Below are 14567 nucleotides of genomic sequence, written 5' to 3' on the forward strand. Positions count from 1 at the left end.
CCTTTTATACCTTAAATGCCTCAAGCGCTCTTGCTCTGGCTTCTTTGTGATCCACAATTGGTGCACAATACTGACCGCCAAAAGCCGACAAATAGTCGTGCGGAAAGTGGATGTGCTTAGCTGGAACGTTTTTCAATTCAGGCACATAGGTACGAATGAAAGTACCATCAGGATCAAACTTTTCACTTTGCGTAATAGGATTAAATATTCGAAAATACGGTTGAGCATCGCATCCTGTACTTGCAGCCCATTGCCAACCACCATTATTACTCGCTAAGTCCCCATCAATAAGTTTAGACATAAAGTAGGCTTCACCTTGACGCCAATCGATCAATAGGTGTTTTGTTAAAAAGCTAGCCACTATCATGCGTAACCGATTGTGCATCCATCCAGTTTTGTTTAGTTGACGCATAGCCGCATCTACAATGGGATAACCTGTTTGACCTTCACACCACAATTGAAACACCTCGGGAACTGACTGCCATGCAACAGCATCGTATTTTTCGTTAAAGTTAGAGCCTTTGCATAACTTAGGAAATGCAACGATTAGGTGTCGATAAAACTCACGCCAAATTATTTCATTTACCCAACAAAACTCCGGCTGGCTAGGTCTCTCTAGTACTTCAGGGTTATCGAGTTGGATCTGGGTTAGCAATTGCTTAGGTGAAATAATGCCAAGTGCAAGATATGGACTCAAACCTGAAGTTCCCTTGATTGCAGGGAAATCTCTATCACCCTGATAGTCTGTCAACTTATCTTTAATAAAACGATTAACAACTGCCACGATAGATTCATCATCAACCGGCCACTTCTGTGATTCCATGGTCATTGCAAAAAACGATGGTGTAGTAAATTCACCGGTGCTGCGCTTTTCAAGTGGCCAATGTTGAAAGTTAAAGCGCTGATCTGAAAATAACTTGAGCCACGCTTTCTTGAATGGCGTAAATACTTTGAACATTTCACCAGAGCCCGTCAGCACGGTACCCGGGGGGGCAATTACATCTCCATCAAAACATCTCAGTGAAACCCGCTTAGAGCACTCATTGTCGCGTGCAATTTCATTTACTTCATATTCTTTGTTTGCAAACAGACGACTGATGTTATTTTCTTCGCAAAATGCGCTGAGCCGCTCTGGCAGCTCAGTGAACATGCCCGCCTCAATAATATGTAGCTGGACACCAAACTCGCTCAATAACGCGCCAAGCTCAACCAGCCTCCGCTCCAATAAGTCTATCTGGATAGACGCGGTATTGTGTTGTTGCCACTGTGGCTTACAATAAAAAAAAAGCGCATCTCGTGCGCCTTCATTTATGGCTTCTATCAAAGCCTCATTGCCGTATACCCTCAGGTCACGGCGAAACCAAAAAGCAGTTTTCATGGTTAAATTCCGAATCTTAAGCGCAACTCGTTGGGGTATGGGTCAAAGTAGACTTGACTCTGCAAGTAGGCTTTGGGATGTACTGTTAAATGATGCTTTAACAATGTAAGAGGAACGTAAAGCGGCACTATACCCTTACGATACTCTTCAATTGCCGTACACATTTCTTGCTTCTCAACGCTCGACAGCTCATTTTTGAAATACCCTTGTAAGTGGGTCAACGTGTTAGCCTGATTTTTTCTGTTTGCAGGCTTTTTGAGCGCTGTCATCAAACCGCTTATGTATTGCAGCTTGAGCGTTTCAATATCTAATTGCTTGCCATCGCCCAACAGCCTTCCCAAATTTTTGTATGCCTGATAATTGTGACTCATCAAAAGGTACTTATGCTTGGCGTGAAACGTAGTGATTTCATGTAAGCCAACGTGTTCCTGACTGACTAATTCTTGCCAGCTTTTATAAACAAACACACGCATAACGAAATTTTCTCTGAGGTACATATCGTTGAGACGGCCATTTTCCTCACAAGGTAGTAATGGATTGTGTTTCATAATTTGCTCGGCGAACACACCGATACCCTCAGAGGTATTGCCCGTACCCGCTTCGTTATATACCTTCACACGCTCCATGCCACAGCTTGGGCTTTTGGCGCAAAATACAAACCCCGATAAATTGTGAGCCTGTGACGTGGCGATTTGCTCGCCATACGATTTAAGTTTTGGCGCTACATCTTCAATGCCGTCAGGTCGACTTACCTTGATGATGTCACCGACCCTAATTTGTCTAATGGTGGGTCTTGGAATTGGGAGGCCTATAGCGACCTCAGGACAAAACCTAACATATTCAACGTGTTCTGCAAATTCATCCATACAAAAGTTCGAACGCTTATGGCCGGAATCAAACCTTACTTTATCACCGGCCAAACAAGCGCTAATACCAATTTTTATCGAAGATGAAAACTTCATACTGAGAATTTTTCCTTAATAAATCAGATTACCAATTGGATTCAGCAACTTACTAAGCCCTTTATTAAAGTGTAGCGCACTGCTGACGACAGTAAAGCACAGACAACCTGATTTCGTACGGGGCGAGTGATTATGTTGGCCATCTTGCCAAATAAAGTCTCCGGGCACGTATTCACCGGACTCGTCAGAAAAATCACCGTCCAATAGCAAAGTGATCTCAAAACCGGTGTGAGTATGCTCAGGGATCTCACCTTCCGCTTCTATTTCTAGCAGGCTTGAACGCAACTCGCCATCTTCAAGCAACAAGCGAGAACGCGATACTTTCCCCACGCCAGAAAACTTTGTTCTATCAATATTGGCTATGGCTCGTGGTAGTTGCACATCACGTCCTTGATAGCTGAACTTCGGCTGAATGTAGTCGTGTACTTCGTCAACATCGTCAGTCAACGCAATCGATTCCATCAGCTGTATCATATCAGCGTCCATAGAAGACGGCTCTACGTCGTTGAATTGTTGGCTTGCTTTGGCTTCCTCTAATGCTTGGGTTTTCTTTTGACAGCAAGGACAAAGCTCTACGTGTGCAGCAATCGCGACGCTAATACTTGCGGGCAGACTGCCCTCAACAAATTGTTCTAATAATAATTCATTAGGGTGATGCTTAATCATGCTTGATCTCCCAGCTCTGCGCGAAGCTTTTGTAGTGCTAGTCTTAAACGAGATTTCACCGTGCCAACCGGAATATTTAAATGTTCAGCCAGTTGCTCCTGTGACATTTCTTGAAAATAAACCCCTTTGACAATATCACGTTGGGCAGGTGGTAGCTTGTTAATGTATTTTTGTATTTGAGCAGTTTGAAGGTGGTCTTTGAAGCCTTCATCGTCTGTTTGAGAATCTTGAATTATCGGCCAGATGTCTTCGCTTATATGCTCTTCTTTGTTGCTCTTCATCTTGCGTAAAGCATCAAAAGACGCGTTTCTCATCACCGTATAAATCCATGTCGTCGCAGCTCCCTTATCGTGGTGATACAAATGGGCCTTTCGCCATACCGACGTCATGGTGTCTTGCACTAACTCCATTGCTTGTGCTTCGTTACCAAATTGCTTCACTCCAAATCGTTTAATTTTAGGAGCAAAATATTCGAATAAATACGCGAAGGCCTTTCGATCCCTGCTTGTCGCGACTTTGACTAGTGCGTCTGACAACGCTTGTGAAGGAGTATCTTGCACTGCTTTGCGAGTTCCTGATTTAACGTTGCAATCAATTGATTGCTGTTGGCCTATCATAGCTCACCTTCCTGATTATACTTACTACCGTGCTTTACGATTTGAAGCTGAGAATCGATCACTTTTATTTTTCATCTAACACAGTATGTAAGAATTCGGCTACCTGTTCAAATGTCTGGGCTTGCTTTATTTTTAATTTTTGTGCCATCGATATAGGCAAAATCTCCAACCACCTGTACGCAACCCAGAGCGGCTCTGAAAAACGCTTGTCTTTGTATAAATCGTCCAGTATTGGATTGGCGATGAATACATTGCGAAGTTTCTCCTTTAGGGTGCTATCAATTAGCTTAAAAGCCGTGTCATTACACAGCCACGGTGGCCCTTCTATCTCGCTACATCCTCCATACCTAAGACCTTGGTGGTCAACCTCAACGTTACTGACCGAAACTCGTTTGACTGCCTCAACATCTATCAATAGTTGGCCATCTTCACCTTGAGAGAAATCCACTATTTTCACGTGAACCCCTTCATTTTGTATATCTTTAGGCGCCCCCTCCACGTCAGCGCACAACACAAAACCTTGATTGGTTTTGGCCGCTTCTTTCACCATATATAAGTAACGTTGCTCGAAAATCCGCAAGCGGGTAAAGCCACCCGGAAGCAAAAATATCGGCAATGGAAATAAAGCTAGTTTCATAATTCCCGTTCAAATACTCAAAAACTAACGATAATTACGGCTATGTTATTTATCTGGATCAGTTGAATATGAAGGGTTCTAAATTTGTTACTCCCAAAAACATTGCTTTGCTATGAGATTTGTGCCAGAAAAGGTCACGCCCTCACCTTCTAAACGTTGTTTTTGTTCTTGAAATTTATCGCTATCTGATGCAAATGAAATGCGCCTTTGACTATTCACTACCCGATACCAAGGCAGAGTCGATTCTGGTGGTAAATGTTTAAGTAACTGCCCTACTTTACGGGCATGATTGGGAAAACCGGCTAAACGTGCGACTTGTCCGTAAGAGGCTACTTTTCCTCTTGGAATGGCACCTATCACGGTAAACATTCGTTCTGCTAGTTCATGTTGTTCGATGGTCTTCATATGCTTTATTCAACGCTTTTAGTTGATCCCAAAAATATCTAGCCACTGGCCCATGATGAGAAATATGTAGGCGAAAAGCATGGATCTCTGCTTCAAACTCGTCCTTTCGATCGTTAACACGTACACGCTGTAAAATACCAGAGTCAATTTCCTCACGGCAAAAGTTAAGGCCGATAAGCGCGTATCCCATGCCTTGTAAAAGGTATCTTTTTATCGCCAACGCATCGTCTAGTTTCATCACGTTTTTACTATTGCCATACGCCAGACGTTCGCTGTCAAAATTAAATTTACTCTCTTTCATCGCAAGAGACGGGTAATTAGCAAGCTCAGCAAAGCCCAACGATTGTGGCATGTAGCCATGTAATGAGACTAGACCGAGTTTAATTTTCCCTATCGGCATGGTTTCAAGATCGCCTGTTGAATGAAATAAATCAAACCAAGGGCCTATACCCAGATTTGCGGCTCCTTGAGTAACCTGCTCTAGCGCAAAAAAGCGCTTACCACTTGAAATGTTCATTTCAGTCGAGGGAAACTTCATAAATGCACGTCCTAGTACTTCATCAATTTGGTGTTGATAGACAATTGGCTCGTAGCAGATATTAAAGCTTGGCTCATTACCAGCCGCAAATTCATTCGCGAGTAATGAAAGATCTCTATGATGATTTAATAATTTTTCAGCCTCGAAGTAAAATCGGCGGCCTTGTTCTGTCAATATATTACGGTATTTCTCACGCTCAAACAGCGCAAATCCCATAGATTGTTCTAATCTTTTTATTGATTGCGAGACCGCTGGCTGCGTTTTATGAAGCTTATTTGCAGCTTCGGTAAGACTAGGTGCTTCAACAACAGTACAAAATACTGCTAAGTCTGAAATCTTCATAAATAAATCTTATGCAGTAGAGAATGTTTTATAATTTTTATTTTATAAGTAATTCTATTATTCTGCACGCATTATAATTAACGTTGTCATGGAGAACAAAATGTTAAGAGTGTTTTCTGGGCTTGTATTGGCTACTTTATTACTGGGCTGCCAAGAACAAGTTGAACAAACTCAAGTAGAAGCCCCAACAAGACCTGTAAAAATCCACACGGTCTCAGATCCAAATAGTAGTACACTACGCAGCTTTCCTGCCGAAGTGGTTGCAAACCAAGGCTCCTATCTCGCTTTTCGTGTCAATGGTGAACTCATTGAGTTTCCTGTTCTTGCCGGCCAAGACGTGCAAAAAGGCCAACTGTTGGCAAAGTTAGATCCTGAAGATTTCAATCTCCAATACGAGCAGCGCAAAGCCCAATTTGAACTAGCGAAAGCGCAACTCTCAAGAATAGAGCCACTCTACGAAAAAGGCATTGCGACTAAAGCTGAATTTGATAAAGCTCTAGCGGATAAACAAGTAGCAGAATCGGCATTTAAAATCGCTAAAACGAATTTGGAATACAGTGAACTACGAGCACCTTTTAGCGGTACAGTTGCAAAAGTATTTGTAAAAAATTACGAGAATGTCGTTGCAAAACAAAATATTCTTCGTTTAGAAACTCGCGATATGATGGACGTTGTTATTCAAGTGCCAGAGCGTATTGTTGCGCGCGTAGACAAAGATTCAGACTACAAGCCAACGGTTGTTTTTGATGGTTATCCGAGTAAATCATATCCATTGACAATTAAGGAGTGGGATACACAAGCAGATCCTGCAACGCTTACTTATAAAGTTGTTTTTAGTTTGCCTATTCCAGAAGATTTTAACCTTTTTGCTGGCATGACAGGTCATGTTTATGTCGACCCAAGCAAGATAACAAACAAAGACAATACGGCAATCATTATCCCTAACCAAGCTGTTTTTTCCGATAAAGAGCAAAACCCGGATGAAAACAGTTATGTCTGGATTTACCACAACGACCGACAAACGGTAAGCAAACGCAAAGTTACTGTAGGTCAGCTCAATCACACTGGGATAGAGGTAACTTCTGGTCTTGAACCTGGTGAAAAGATCGTCGCAGCTGGCGTACATTATCTACAAGAAGGTGCGAAAGTGAGACCTTGGACGAAAGAAAGAGGCCTGTAATATGAGTTTAGCCAAATGGTCAATTGAAAATAAAGTTATCAGTTGGATGTTTGCCTTGCTCTTACTGATAGCAGGTGCAGTATCTTATCTCGGCTTGGGTCAACTTGAAGATCCTGAGTTTACGTTGAAAAAAGCCATGGTTGTGACGATGTACCCTGGTGCTTCACCTCAGCAAGTCGAAGAAGAAGTTACATTTCCAATTGAAAATGCAATCCAATCTTTGCCCTACGTCGACTATGTGACTTCCATCTCATCACCGGGTAAGTCCCAGATCACGGTTGAGATGAAGAGTAAATATCGAAAAAAAGATCTACAACAAATTTGGGATGAGCTAAGACGTAAAGTAAATGATCTAGCACCCAAACTCCCTCCGGGAGTCATGACACCCAGCGTTATTGATGATTTCGCCGATGTATACGGAGAGCTATATGCCGTGACAGGCGAAGGTTACTCATACGACGAGCTAAAAGATTATGTGGACTTTTTGAAACGAGAGTTAGTTTTAGTCGATGGCGTAAGTAAAGTGACCGTGGCTGGTGAGCAGCAAGCCCAAGTCATTGTTGAAATATCAACGCAGAAACTATCCCAGCTTGGTATCCCAACAAGCCACATATTTTCTTTACTTCAAGCGCAAAATACCGTTTCAAACGCGGGTAAAATCAGAGTTGGAGATGAATCAATCCGACTCCACCCAACAGGAGAGTTTACAGATGTCTCTGAGCTTGAGGGATTACTCATTTCAAAGCCTGGTGCTAAAGAATTAATATATCTTGGGGATGTAGCAACCGTTACTCGTGAATATGCAGAAGTCCCCAACCACATCACTCGTTTTGCACAGCAGCGCGCTTTATTAGTGGGTGTTTCTTTCACGTCTGGCGTTAATGTGGTTGAAGTGGGTAAAGAGATCGGCCGACATTTAACCCAGCTTGAATATCAACGACCTTATGGTATTACCATCAATACGGTATACAACCAACCTACCGAAGTGGAGACCTCAGTTGATGGCTTTATCATCAGTCTGGTTGAAGCGGTTGCTATCGTTATTATTGTGCTACTTATTTTTATGGGCGTGAAAAGTGGCATATTGATAGGTGGTATCCTACTCATAACCGTGCTCGGTACATTTATTTTTATGAAGATGTTCGCCATTGACTTACAACGGATCTCGCTTGGTGCATTAATCATAGCGCTGGGAATGTTGGTAGATAACGCCATCGTTGTAACCGAAGGGATCTTGATAAATATAAAACGTGGACAATCAAAGCTCCAAGCTGCGGTTAATATTGTAGAGCAAACTAAGTGGCCGCTTCTTGGCGCAACTGTGATTGGCATTACCGCCTTTGCACCAATAGGATTGAGCTCAGATGCAAGTGGCGAATTTGCCGGTTCTTTATTCTGGGTGCTTTTAATATCACTATTACTAAGTTGGGTTACCGCTATCACGCTTACCCCATTTTTTGCTAATGCCATGTTTAAAGGGCCAAAAGCAAAAGAAAACAATGATGACACTGAAGATGATGACCCTTATAAAGGCGTAATCTTTACTGTATACAAGTCAATGCTGACGTTTTGCCTCAAGCACAGAGCGGTAACTATTATCTCAATGGTGTTATTACTTGTTGGTGCGGTCGTCGGTTTCAAATCAGTAAAACAATCATTCTTTCCCGCATCGAATACACCTATGTTTTACGTAGATTATTGGCACTATCAAGGTGCTGATATCCGTAGCACAGCGAAAAATGTCGAGAAAATAGAATCATTCTTACTTGCCGATCCACTTGTAAATGAGGTCACCACAACGATTGGCCAAGGTGCACCTAGATTTATGTTAACCTACTCACCAGAAAAGCAGTATGACGCTTACGGCCAGCTTATTGTCAGAGTAAAAGACAGAGATGCTGTTGTCAGTATGATTGCGAAGTTGCGTGAGTATGAAAATCAACACGAACTAGACGGTCAACTAAAAATTAAACGAATGGAAATAGGCCCATCTACTGATGCTAAAATTGAAGCTCGTTTTTCTGGCCCAGACCCTGTTGTCTTAAGGCAATTGGCGGAAGAAGCTAAAAATATAATTCGACGAGATGAGAAAGCATTTAACATTCGAGATAACTGGCGTCAGAGAACTAAGCTCATCCGCCCACAGTTTAACGAGCTTAAAGCAAGACGCTTGGGGATCAGCAAATCTGATTTAGATCAGTTATTACTTTCTTCAGTATCAGGTAGTAAAGTTGGCTTATATCGAGATGGCACTCAATTACTACCAATCATCGCTCGTTCGCCGGAAGAAGAGCGGCTAAATGTTGAAAACTTGGGCGACCTACAAATATTTAGCCCAGTTTTAAGTGTTTACGTTCCGGTTTCCCAGATCGTAGATGATTTCAGTGTTACATGGGAAGATAGCCTTATCATGCGCAGGGACAGAAAACGCACAATTACTGTTATGGCGGATCATGACGTTATTGGTGATGAAACTCCTGCAAAACTGTTTGCACGAGTCAAAAGCGATATTGAAGCTATCGAGCTTCCTCAAGGCTATGAGATGCAATGGGGCGGTGAATATGAGTCATCTAGTAAAGCGAAAACTGCAATTTTTGGCTCGCTACCAATTGGCTATCTTGCTATGTTCATGATCACTGTATTGCTATTTAATTCAGTGAAGAAACCTTTAGTGATATGGTCAACCGTGCCACTTGCCATTATAGGCGTAACTGCCGGACTTGTTTTATTGCAAGCCCCTTTTAGTTTCATGGCATTACTCGGGTTGTTGAGTTTATCAGGAATGCTCATCAAAAATGGGATTGTACTGATGGATCAAATTAATATTGAAATTGAATCTGGTAAGTCTCCATATCAAGCTGTTTTTGATTCTGGTGTGAGTCGTGTAAGACCGGTTTCAATGGCTGCTATTACGACCATCCTAGGCATGATCCCACTGCTATTTGATGTGTTCTTCCAATCGATGGCTGTTACCATAATGTTTGGTCTTGGATTTGCTACTATATTAACCTTGATTGTGCTTCCTGTACTTCACTGTGTGTATTTTGGTATTAAGCAACCAGACGCTTAAAATAAAAAGCCCCTTGATAAACTGTCAAGGGGCTTTACGTTCAAATTGATTTCTTTGACACACTACTTTTTAGTTTTATTTAAAGACAGCGTACCCTTCACTCTGTTAGCGGGTTTACCACTGTTTTTCTGACCGGGTTTGCGTGTTTTACTACTTCTGCCTTTATCAAAAGGGTATTGTTTTCCCCGTGTTTTACTCTCTCTTTCTTTATTTTGGCCCGATTCACTCGTCTTGGTATTCCGGTTTTGAGGGCGCTTCTGCAACTTTACTTCGTTCGACTCATCATCGTTTCGTTTGAACTTATCGCTAACTTTTCCTGCACCCGCCCCCGCTGAGGCTTCTTGTGTTTTAACCGAAGATTCCGTAGCTCGATTAATTTCGCGCATTTCTTGCTCGCTGAGGTGACGCCATTGGCCGCTGGCAAGTCCGGTAAGGTCGATATTCATAATTCGAATACGTTTTAAACTCGTTACTTCAAAACCGAGGTATTCGCACATTCTTCTTATCTGACGATTTAGACCTTGAGTAAGTATGATAGTAAATGACTTTATGCCAGTTTTACGTACCTTACAGCGTTTAGTTACCGTGCCAAGGATCGGAATGCCCGATGACATACGCTTTACAAAACGCTCATCAATTGGTTTATCAACAACCACCTCATATTCTTTTTCATGGTTATTTCCAGCTCGGAGAATTTTGTTTACCATATCCCCTTGATTAGTAAGAAATATTAGCCCTTCTGACGGTCTATCTAAACGCCCAATAGGAAAGATCCTTTCTGGATAATTGATAGCGCTCACAATATTGCTTTTAATTTTTCGCTCAGTGGTACAGGTTACACCAACCGGTTTATTGTAAGCGATAAAGACCGATTTTGGCTTTGCTTTGAGTGGTTTATTATCAATAATAATGGTGTCAGCGTCTGACACTTTAGTGCCCATTTCTGGTAGCGTGCCATTTACTTTAACTCGGCCAGAAGCAATTAAGTCATCAGCTTCTCGACGGCTGCAAAATCCTGTTTCACTGATGTATTTATTGAGGCGCTTTTGTTCTGTCACAATAGGGAACCACATAGAGTAAAAACGATTATTGTAATCGCTTAATGGCCTTTACACTACCGGATTTCTAGTTTTGTCGGGTTTTTCTCAATAACTTTGGTGAAAATTGATACCGCGCGTCTGGTTTATCAATTAAGCTCATGGCTTTGTAGTCTATAGAATGCCAATTCTTTGCAGATTTAATCCAATGATAACTATCGAGATTTTCTTTTGTCAGCACCATCAGATCAAACGCTAACTCTGAATTATTTTGCCAGTAGGAATGGCCATTATGATGATCGTAAATCGAAACGAGTGCCCATGCCCCCATCATGAAATGTCCACCTACAGAAGCATGCAGATCATCATCTCTAATTAGTTCAAATGTATCATTTAACCAGTCAAACCCACCAAAAACTGCACGATTATTATTCTCTCCAGCAGCAGTAAGTGCGCCCATTGCCATTAAATCAGACGCGCACCAAATAAGGTTTGTTTTAGGATAACGAGATAACAACTTTTTTGTCTTTTCGAACGCTTGCTCTTTTGACCATCCAGCATATACCGTTTGCTGTAGCGCCACCCCAACCTCTGCAAAAAAACGACTTGCACCACCACTTCTAATGTCTGACTCCGTACCATAATGCCCATTGATTGCTACTGGATATATTTCTTTATGACCCTTTGATTTTGCTTGAAGATAAAGTTGTTTTGCTAGATCGTAGCCCGCCTTATCGTTGTCGTGATGCAGCTCACCTAACCAATATTTGTATATTTCTTTTGGGTTTCCAATCGCAAGCTTCTCTGGTCCCGATATTGTCTGTTCTAACGTAATATGGTTGATTTCATACTTTTCTAAAAGTCTAAGACTCTCCTCTGCACCACCGGGATAATTAATTAAAATAACATAGTCAGGTGTGGCACGATAATTCAAATATTTTGTCAATTCTGACAATTGGATTATTCTGTTTCCTTCGCCATAAATCACATTAAGGCGTATACCCAGTTGCTCGGCGGCAGCTTCTGTAGCGCCTTGTACACGATGCCAAAAAGGCTCACCGGGTAAAGAAGGATTAACAAACAGTACGTTAATAGAGTCAGCCGCACTTACCTTTACACTGCAAACCGAGAATGCCATAGCAACAAACAGTTTTTTAATCATGACCCCCCCTTCGTAGCGTTAACCACTTAAGTAGCTTTTCGAGCGGGCCTTGTTTGAAGACCTTAAAGTACAGATTCGCAATAACTAGCTGAAGTATAGTCGCAACCACAAAAGCAGCGAAGTAGTCCACTCGATCCCACTTACTAATCGCTTCAGGTTGAATGAAATGAAAATAGCTAACAAAGATAATTGATTGTGAGATATAAAGGGTGAGTGCCAATCGCCCCACAACTTGCATCGTATATAATTTATACCTACTTGCTCGCATTACTGATTTAATCACCACAATATAAAATAGAGCCACTGGTATAGCTAGTAACCAGTCAATCCCTTCAAAAAAAGCAATACCAACCTTTCGTTCAACGACAAATCCAACAAATGAAAGTACAATAGCTAGAACTGCATATAAATTAATTTTCTCTGTCGGTTCACGCGTATTTAACTCAAATAAGCCGTCTTTAAAAAGTAGCATACCGAGCAGCATTAAACCTGCGGTGTACCATAAAGTAATAACTGGAATAAGCAGACTAACAATAATGAAATAAAGACCATTGTTTACAACAAGCTGCCAATAAGTATTCGGCACTCGTTGTACAAGCTCGAGGTATTCTGGACTGCTACGGTTTATGCTCGCTTCAGGGTCAACAAGCAATAGTAAACTCAATAACAGTGCCGGCAATACGATAAACCCTGCCGTATAACGTATTAATTTTGCACGCTGAGCGTCTATAAATTTCAAAGCGACAAAACCACTTAGGGCATAATTAAAAAGAATATCGCCGGGCCATATCAACACACCATGCACCATGCCAAAAAGTAGCAGCCATTTGAGTCTTATTTTTGCTTGTTCTGATGAACTGGCATTAGCCACTTGGACGCACAGAGCTGCGCCGAACAACATTGCAAAAAGAGAGCGAAATCGACCGTCAAAAAAAATGCTATTCACCATAGCAAAAAAGGGGTCTAAATGATGAGCAGGACTTGCAGCTACATAACCCAGTTCAAAGTTGGCCATGTGCACTAGATTCATGGAAAGCAACCCGAGTAGCGCAAAGCCTCGAATTGCATCCATTACGATAATTCTTTTCATTAATACACGCGATTTTTATACATATCAGCCCAGTTTATCGCAGCAGCATGAAAATCAGGAAGGTTTTCATCTTTATAATTCAAATAACTACAAGCGTCCTGTAATGTCCACCAGCTGCCCGATTCATAGGCTTTCACAATATTTAAAATATAATAAAGCGTATTGGGCTTGCCAATCAGCGCATCATGAAGTTGCTCAGGAAAGGGCAATTTATTTACTACCTGCTCCATAGGTTTATCAAGTATTGCATCCAGTAACGAGAATAGACCGGTCATAAAACTCATATTTGCCAAGCCAGGAGAGATCTGTTGAGCAATAAGCTCGCAAAAACGCGAACGAACTATCGACAACCGAGTTAACTCCGTTGGCTTCCCCTCTGCCACATGGGCAGTCATGATTAAATTAACAAACTTTTTGACTCGTTCGTTACCCAAATAAACGAGCGCTTGCTTCAACGATTCAATCCGGCTCTTAATTGGAAATACTCCTGAGTTAATTAATCTCAGCAGTTTGTAGGCTAGTGCAGTATCTTGAGCAAATAACTCAGCCAACCTCGTTATACTCATATTTGACTTTAACGCTTCTTCGTAGATAAGCATCACAATGACATAATTAATTGAGATATCTTTATGCTCTATCATTTTAGGTTTAGCAAAAAAGTAACCTTGGAAGAACTGGAAGCCCATTTTTTTAGCTTGTTCAAACTCTTCTTCAGTTTCTACCTTTTCCGCCAGTAGCTTAATGTTTTTTCGAGCTTTGATCATATTAACAACCGGCTCGATAGAGTCGAGTGAGTTTTCCATGACATCAAATTTGATCAATCTAACCAGCTTCAGAAAAGGATCCCAATCTTTTGAATACTGAAAATCGTCCAACGCTAACCTAAAATTACTATGAAACAGCCCCCTAATACGTTCATAGTTCTGTTTTGTTGGAGGAATAGTCTCGAGCAACTCTAAAATGACATCATTGGCAGGCAGAAATTCACAAAGATCTTGGCGCAGCGAATCTGGACCAATATTAATTAGCGCTTTCTTCCCTGAAGTGAGATTTCGCATACCGAGGTTAAGTTGATTATTCATTATCAGCTTGGCTGTCGCTGCATCATCTGCAATATTGGGAAAGCTATTTTTTACACCATCGCGAAACAACAACTCGTATGCAACAACTTGTTTTTTACGATTAAATATGGCTTGGCGAGCCACAAAAACCTTCAAACAAAAACTCCTTTGTAGCCAAAGTGACCATTCGCACTTTTGGTTTACTATTTTTTAGATTTTAACCCTTTATGATGATAAAGAAAATCAAACTAAGCTATTAAGAATCAAAATAATAGCTTAAAAGATAATGCAATTTGGAAAAAAAGAAAGGCTGAAGCCAGCTTTTGCTGCCTTTTGCCTAGAAGGTTGATTAAGATTCGTGCTAATTTGCGATGAGTGAATCCAACTTTAAACAATAGAGTCCTTACTCGCAGCCAGCCTCG

The 14567-nt window shown here is 41.4% G+C and carries 13 protein-coding genes; 2 read left to right on the forward strand and 11 right to left on the reverse strand.

Annotated elements, in window-relative coordinates; all coding sequences use genetic code 11:
- Window positions 1-4: 4 nt before the first annotated feature.
- The 7 genes from phrB to J8Z24_RS17060 form a co-directional block, all read right to left on the reverse strand.
- The gene (gene phrB, locus J8Z24_RS17030; protein ID WP_252095821.1) at window positions 5-1378 is read right to left on the reverse strand and encodes a deoxyribodipyrimidine photo-lyase; all 1374 of its coding nucleotides are present in this window, start codon (window positions 1376-1378) and stop codon (window positions 5-7) included.
- 2 nt (window positions 1379-1380) lie between these two features.
- Entirely contained in the window at window positions 1381-2340 is a 960-nt protein-coding gene (locus J8Z24_RS17035) for a YbgA family protein (RefSeq protein ID WP_128732534.1), read from the reverse strand.
- 15 nt (window positions 2341-2355) lie between these two features.
- A complete protein-coding gene (locus J8Z24_RS17040; RefSeq protein ID WP_252095823.1) occupies window positions 2356-3006 on the reverse strand; it encodes a ChrR family anti-sigma-E factor in 651 nt (216 codons plus the stop codon).
- Window positions 3003-3623 (reverse strand): sigma-70 family RNA polymerase sigma factor, encoded by a 621-nt coding sequence (locus tag J8Z24_RS17045; protein WP_128732532.1) that lies wholly within the window; start codon window positions 3621-3623, stop codon window positions 3003-3005. Before J8Z24_RS17045 ends, J8Z24_RS17040 begins: the two co-directional genes overlap by 4 nt.
- 64 nt (window positions 3624-3687) lie before the next feature.
- On the reverse strand, window positions 3688-4260 hold the full coding sequence (locus J8Z24_RS17050) for an LON peptidase substrate-binding domain-containing protein (RefSeq protein WP_252095824.1): 573 nt from the start codon (window positions 4258-4260) through the stop codon (window positions 3688-3690).
- An 87-nt stretch (window positions 4261-4347) separates the two neighbouring features.
- Complete coding sequence (locus tag J8Z24_RS17055) at window positions 4348-4665, reverse strand: MGMT family protein (protein WP_128732530.1); 318 nt, start codon at window positions 4663-4665, stop codon at window positions 4348-4350.
- Window positions 4643-5545 (reverse strand): LysR family transcriptional regulator, encoded by a 903-nt coding sequence (locus J8Z24_RS17060; RefSeq protein ID WP_128732529.1) that lies wholly within the window; start codon window positions 5543-5545, stop codon window positions 4643-4645. Before J8Z24_RS17060 ends, J8Z24_RS17055 begins: the two co-directional genes overlap by 23 nt.
- A gap of 100 nt (window positions 5546-5645) precedes the next feature.
- On the opposite strand from J8Z24_RS17060, the gene J8Z24_RS17065 reads away from it, so the two are divergent.
- Window positions 5646-6725, forward strand: coding sequence for an efflux RND transporter periplasmic adaptor subunit (locus J8Z24_RS17065; RefSeq protein WP_252095825.1), 1080 nt, complete (start codon window positions 5646-5648; stop codon window positions 6723-6725).
- Between the two features lies 1 nt (window position 6726).
- The gene (locus J8Z24_RS17070) at window positions 6727-9795 is read left to right on the forward strand and encodes an efflux RND transporter permease subunit (protein WP_176032198.1); all 3069 of its coding nucleotides are present in this window, start codon (window positions 6727-6729) and stop codon (window positions 9793-9795) included.
- A 62-nt stretch (window positions 9796-9857) separates the two neighbouring features.
- Here J8Z24_RS17070 and rluF read toward each other — a convergent pair whose 3' ends face one another.
- The 4 genes from rluF to J8Z24_RS17090 form a co-directional block, all read right to left on the reverse strand.
- Window positions 9858-10853: a 23S rRNA pseudouridine(2604) synthase RluF gene (gene rluF, locus J8Z24_RS17075; RefSeq protein ID WP_176032197.1), complete on the reverse strand. Its 996-nt coding sequence runs from the start codon at window positions 10851-10853 to the stop codon at window positions 9858-9860.
- A 67-nt stretch (window positions 10854-10920) separates the two neighbouring features.
- Window positions 10921-11994 carry an ABC transporter substrate-binding protein gene (locus J8Z24_RS17080; protein WP_128732525.1) on the reverse strand — a complete coding sequence of 358 codons (1074 nt, stop codon included), beginning with the start codon at window positions 11992-11994 and terminating at the stop codon, window positions 10921-10923.
- Window positions 11987-13084, reverse strand: a complete 1098-nt coding sequence (locus J8Z24_RS17085; RefSeq protein ID WP_252095826.1) for a DUF418 domain-containing protein — start codon at window positions 13082-13084, stop codon at window positions 11987-11989. Before J8Z24_RS17085 ends, J8Z24_RS17080 begins: the two co-directional genes overlap by 8 nt.
- Window positions 13084-14301 carry an EAL and HDOD domain-containing protein gene (locus J8Z24_RS17090; RefSeq protein ID WP_176032196.1) on the reverse strand — a complete coding sequence of 406 codons (1218 nt, stop codon included), beginning with the start codon at window positions 14299-14301 and terminating at the stop codon, window positions 13084-13086. Before J8Z24_RS17090 ends, J8Z24_RS17085 begins: the two co-directional genes overlap by 1 nt.
- Between the last annotated feature and the right edge of the window lie 266 nt (window positions 14302-14567).

The sequence above is a fragment of the Pseudoalteromonas sp. SCSIO 43201 genome (genome assembly GCF_023716725.1).
Classification (GTDB): Bacteria; Pseudomonadota; Gammaproteobacteria; order Enterobacterales; family Alteromonadaceae; genus Pseudoalteromonas; species Pseudoalteromonas peptidolytica.

Excerpts from the sequence above, each read along its gene's own strand:
- phrB (WP_252095821.1), bottom strand. The coding sequence starts at position 1,378 with ATGAAAACTGCTTTTTGGTTTCGCCGTGACCTGAGGGTATACGGCAAT.
- J8Z24_RS17035 (WP_128732534.1), bottom strand. The coding sequence starts at position 2,340 with ATGAAGTTTTCATCTTCGATAAAAATTGGTATTAGCGCTTGTTTGGCC.
- J8Z24_RS17040 (WP_252095823.1), bottom strand. The coding sequence starts at position 3,006 with ATGATTAAGCATCACCCTAATGAATTATTATTAGAACAATTTGTTGAG.
- J8Z24_RS17045 (WP_128732532.1), bottom strand. The coding sequence starts at position 3,623 with ATGATAGGCCAACAGCAATCAATTGATTGCAACGTTAAATCAGGAACT.
- J8Z24_RS17050 (WP_252095824.1), bottom strand. The coding sequence starts at position 4,260 with ATGAAACTAGCTTTATTTCCATTGCCGATATTTTTGCTTCCGGGTGGC.
- J8Z24_RS17055 (WP_128732530.1), bottom strand. The coding sequence starts at position 4,665 with ATGAAGACCATCGAACAACATGAACTAGCAGAACGAATGTTTACCGTG.
- J8Z24_RS17060 (WP_128732529.1), bottom strand. The coding sequence starts at position 5,545 with ATGAAGATTTCAGACTTAGCAGTATTTTGTACTGTTGTTGAAGCACCT.
- J8Z24_RS17065 (WP_252095825.1), top strand. The coding sequence starts at position 5,646 with ATGTTAAGAGTGTTTTCTGGGCTTGTATTGGCTACTTTATTACTGGGC.
- J8Z24_RS17070 (WP_176032198.1), top strand. The coding sequence starts at position 6,727 with ATGAGTTTAGCCAAATGGTCAATTGAAAATAAAGTTATCAGTTGGATG.
- J8Z24_RS17080 (WP_128732525.1), bottom strand. The coding sequence starts at position 11,994 with ATGATTAAAAAACTGTTTGTTGCTATGGCATTCTCGGTTTGCAGTGTA.
- J8Z24_RS17085 (WP_252095826.1), bottom strand. The coding sequence starts at position 13,084 with ATGAAAAGAATTATCGTAATGGATGCAATTCGAGGCTTTGCGCTACTC.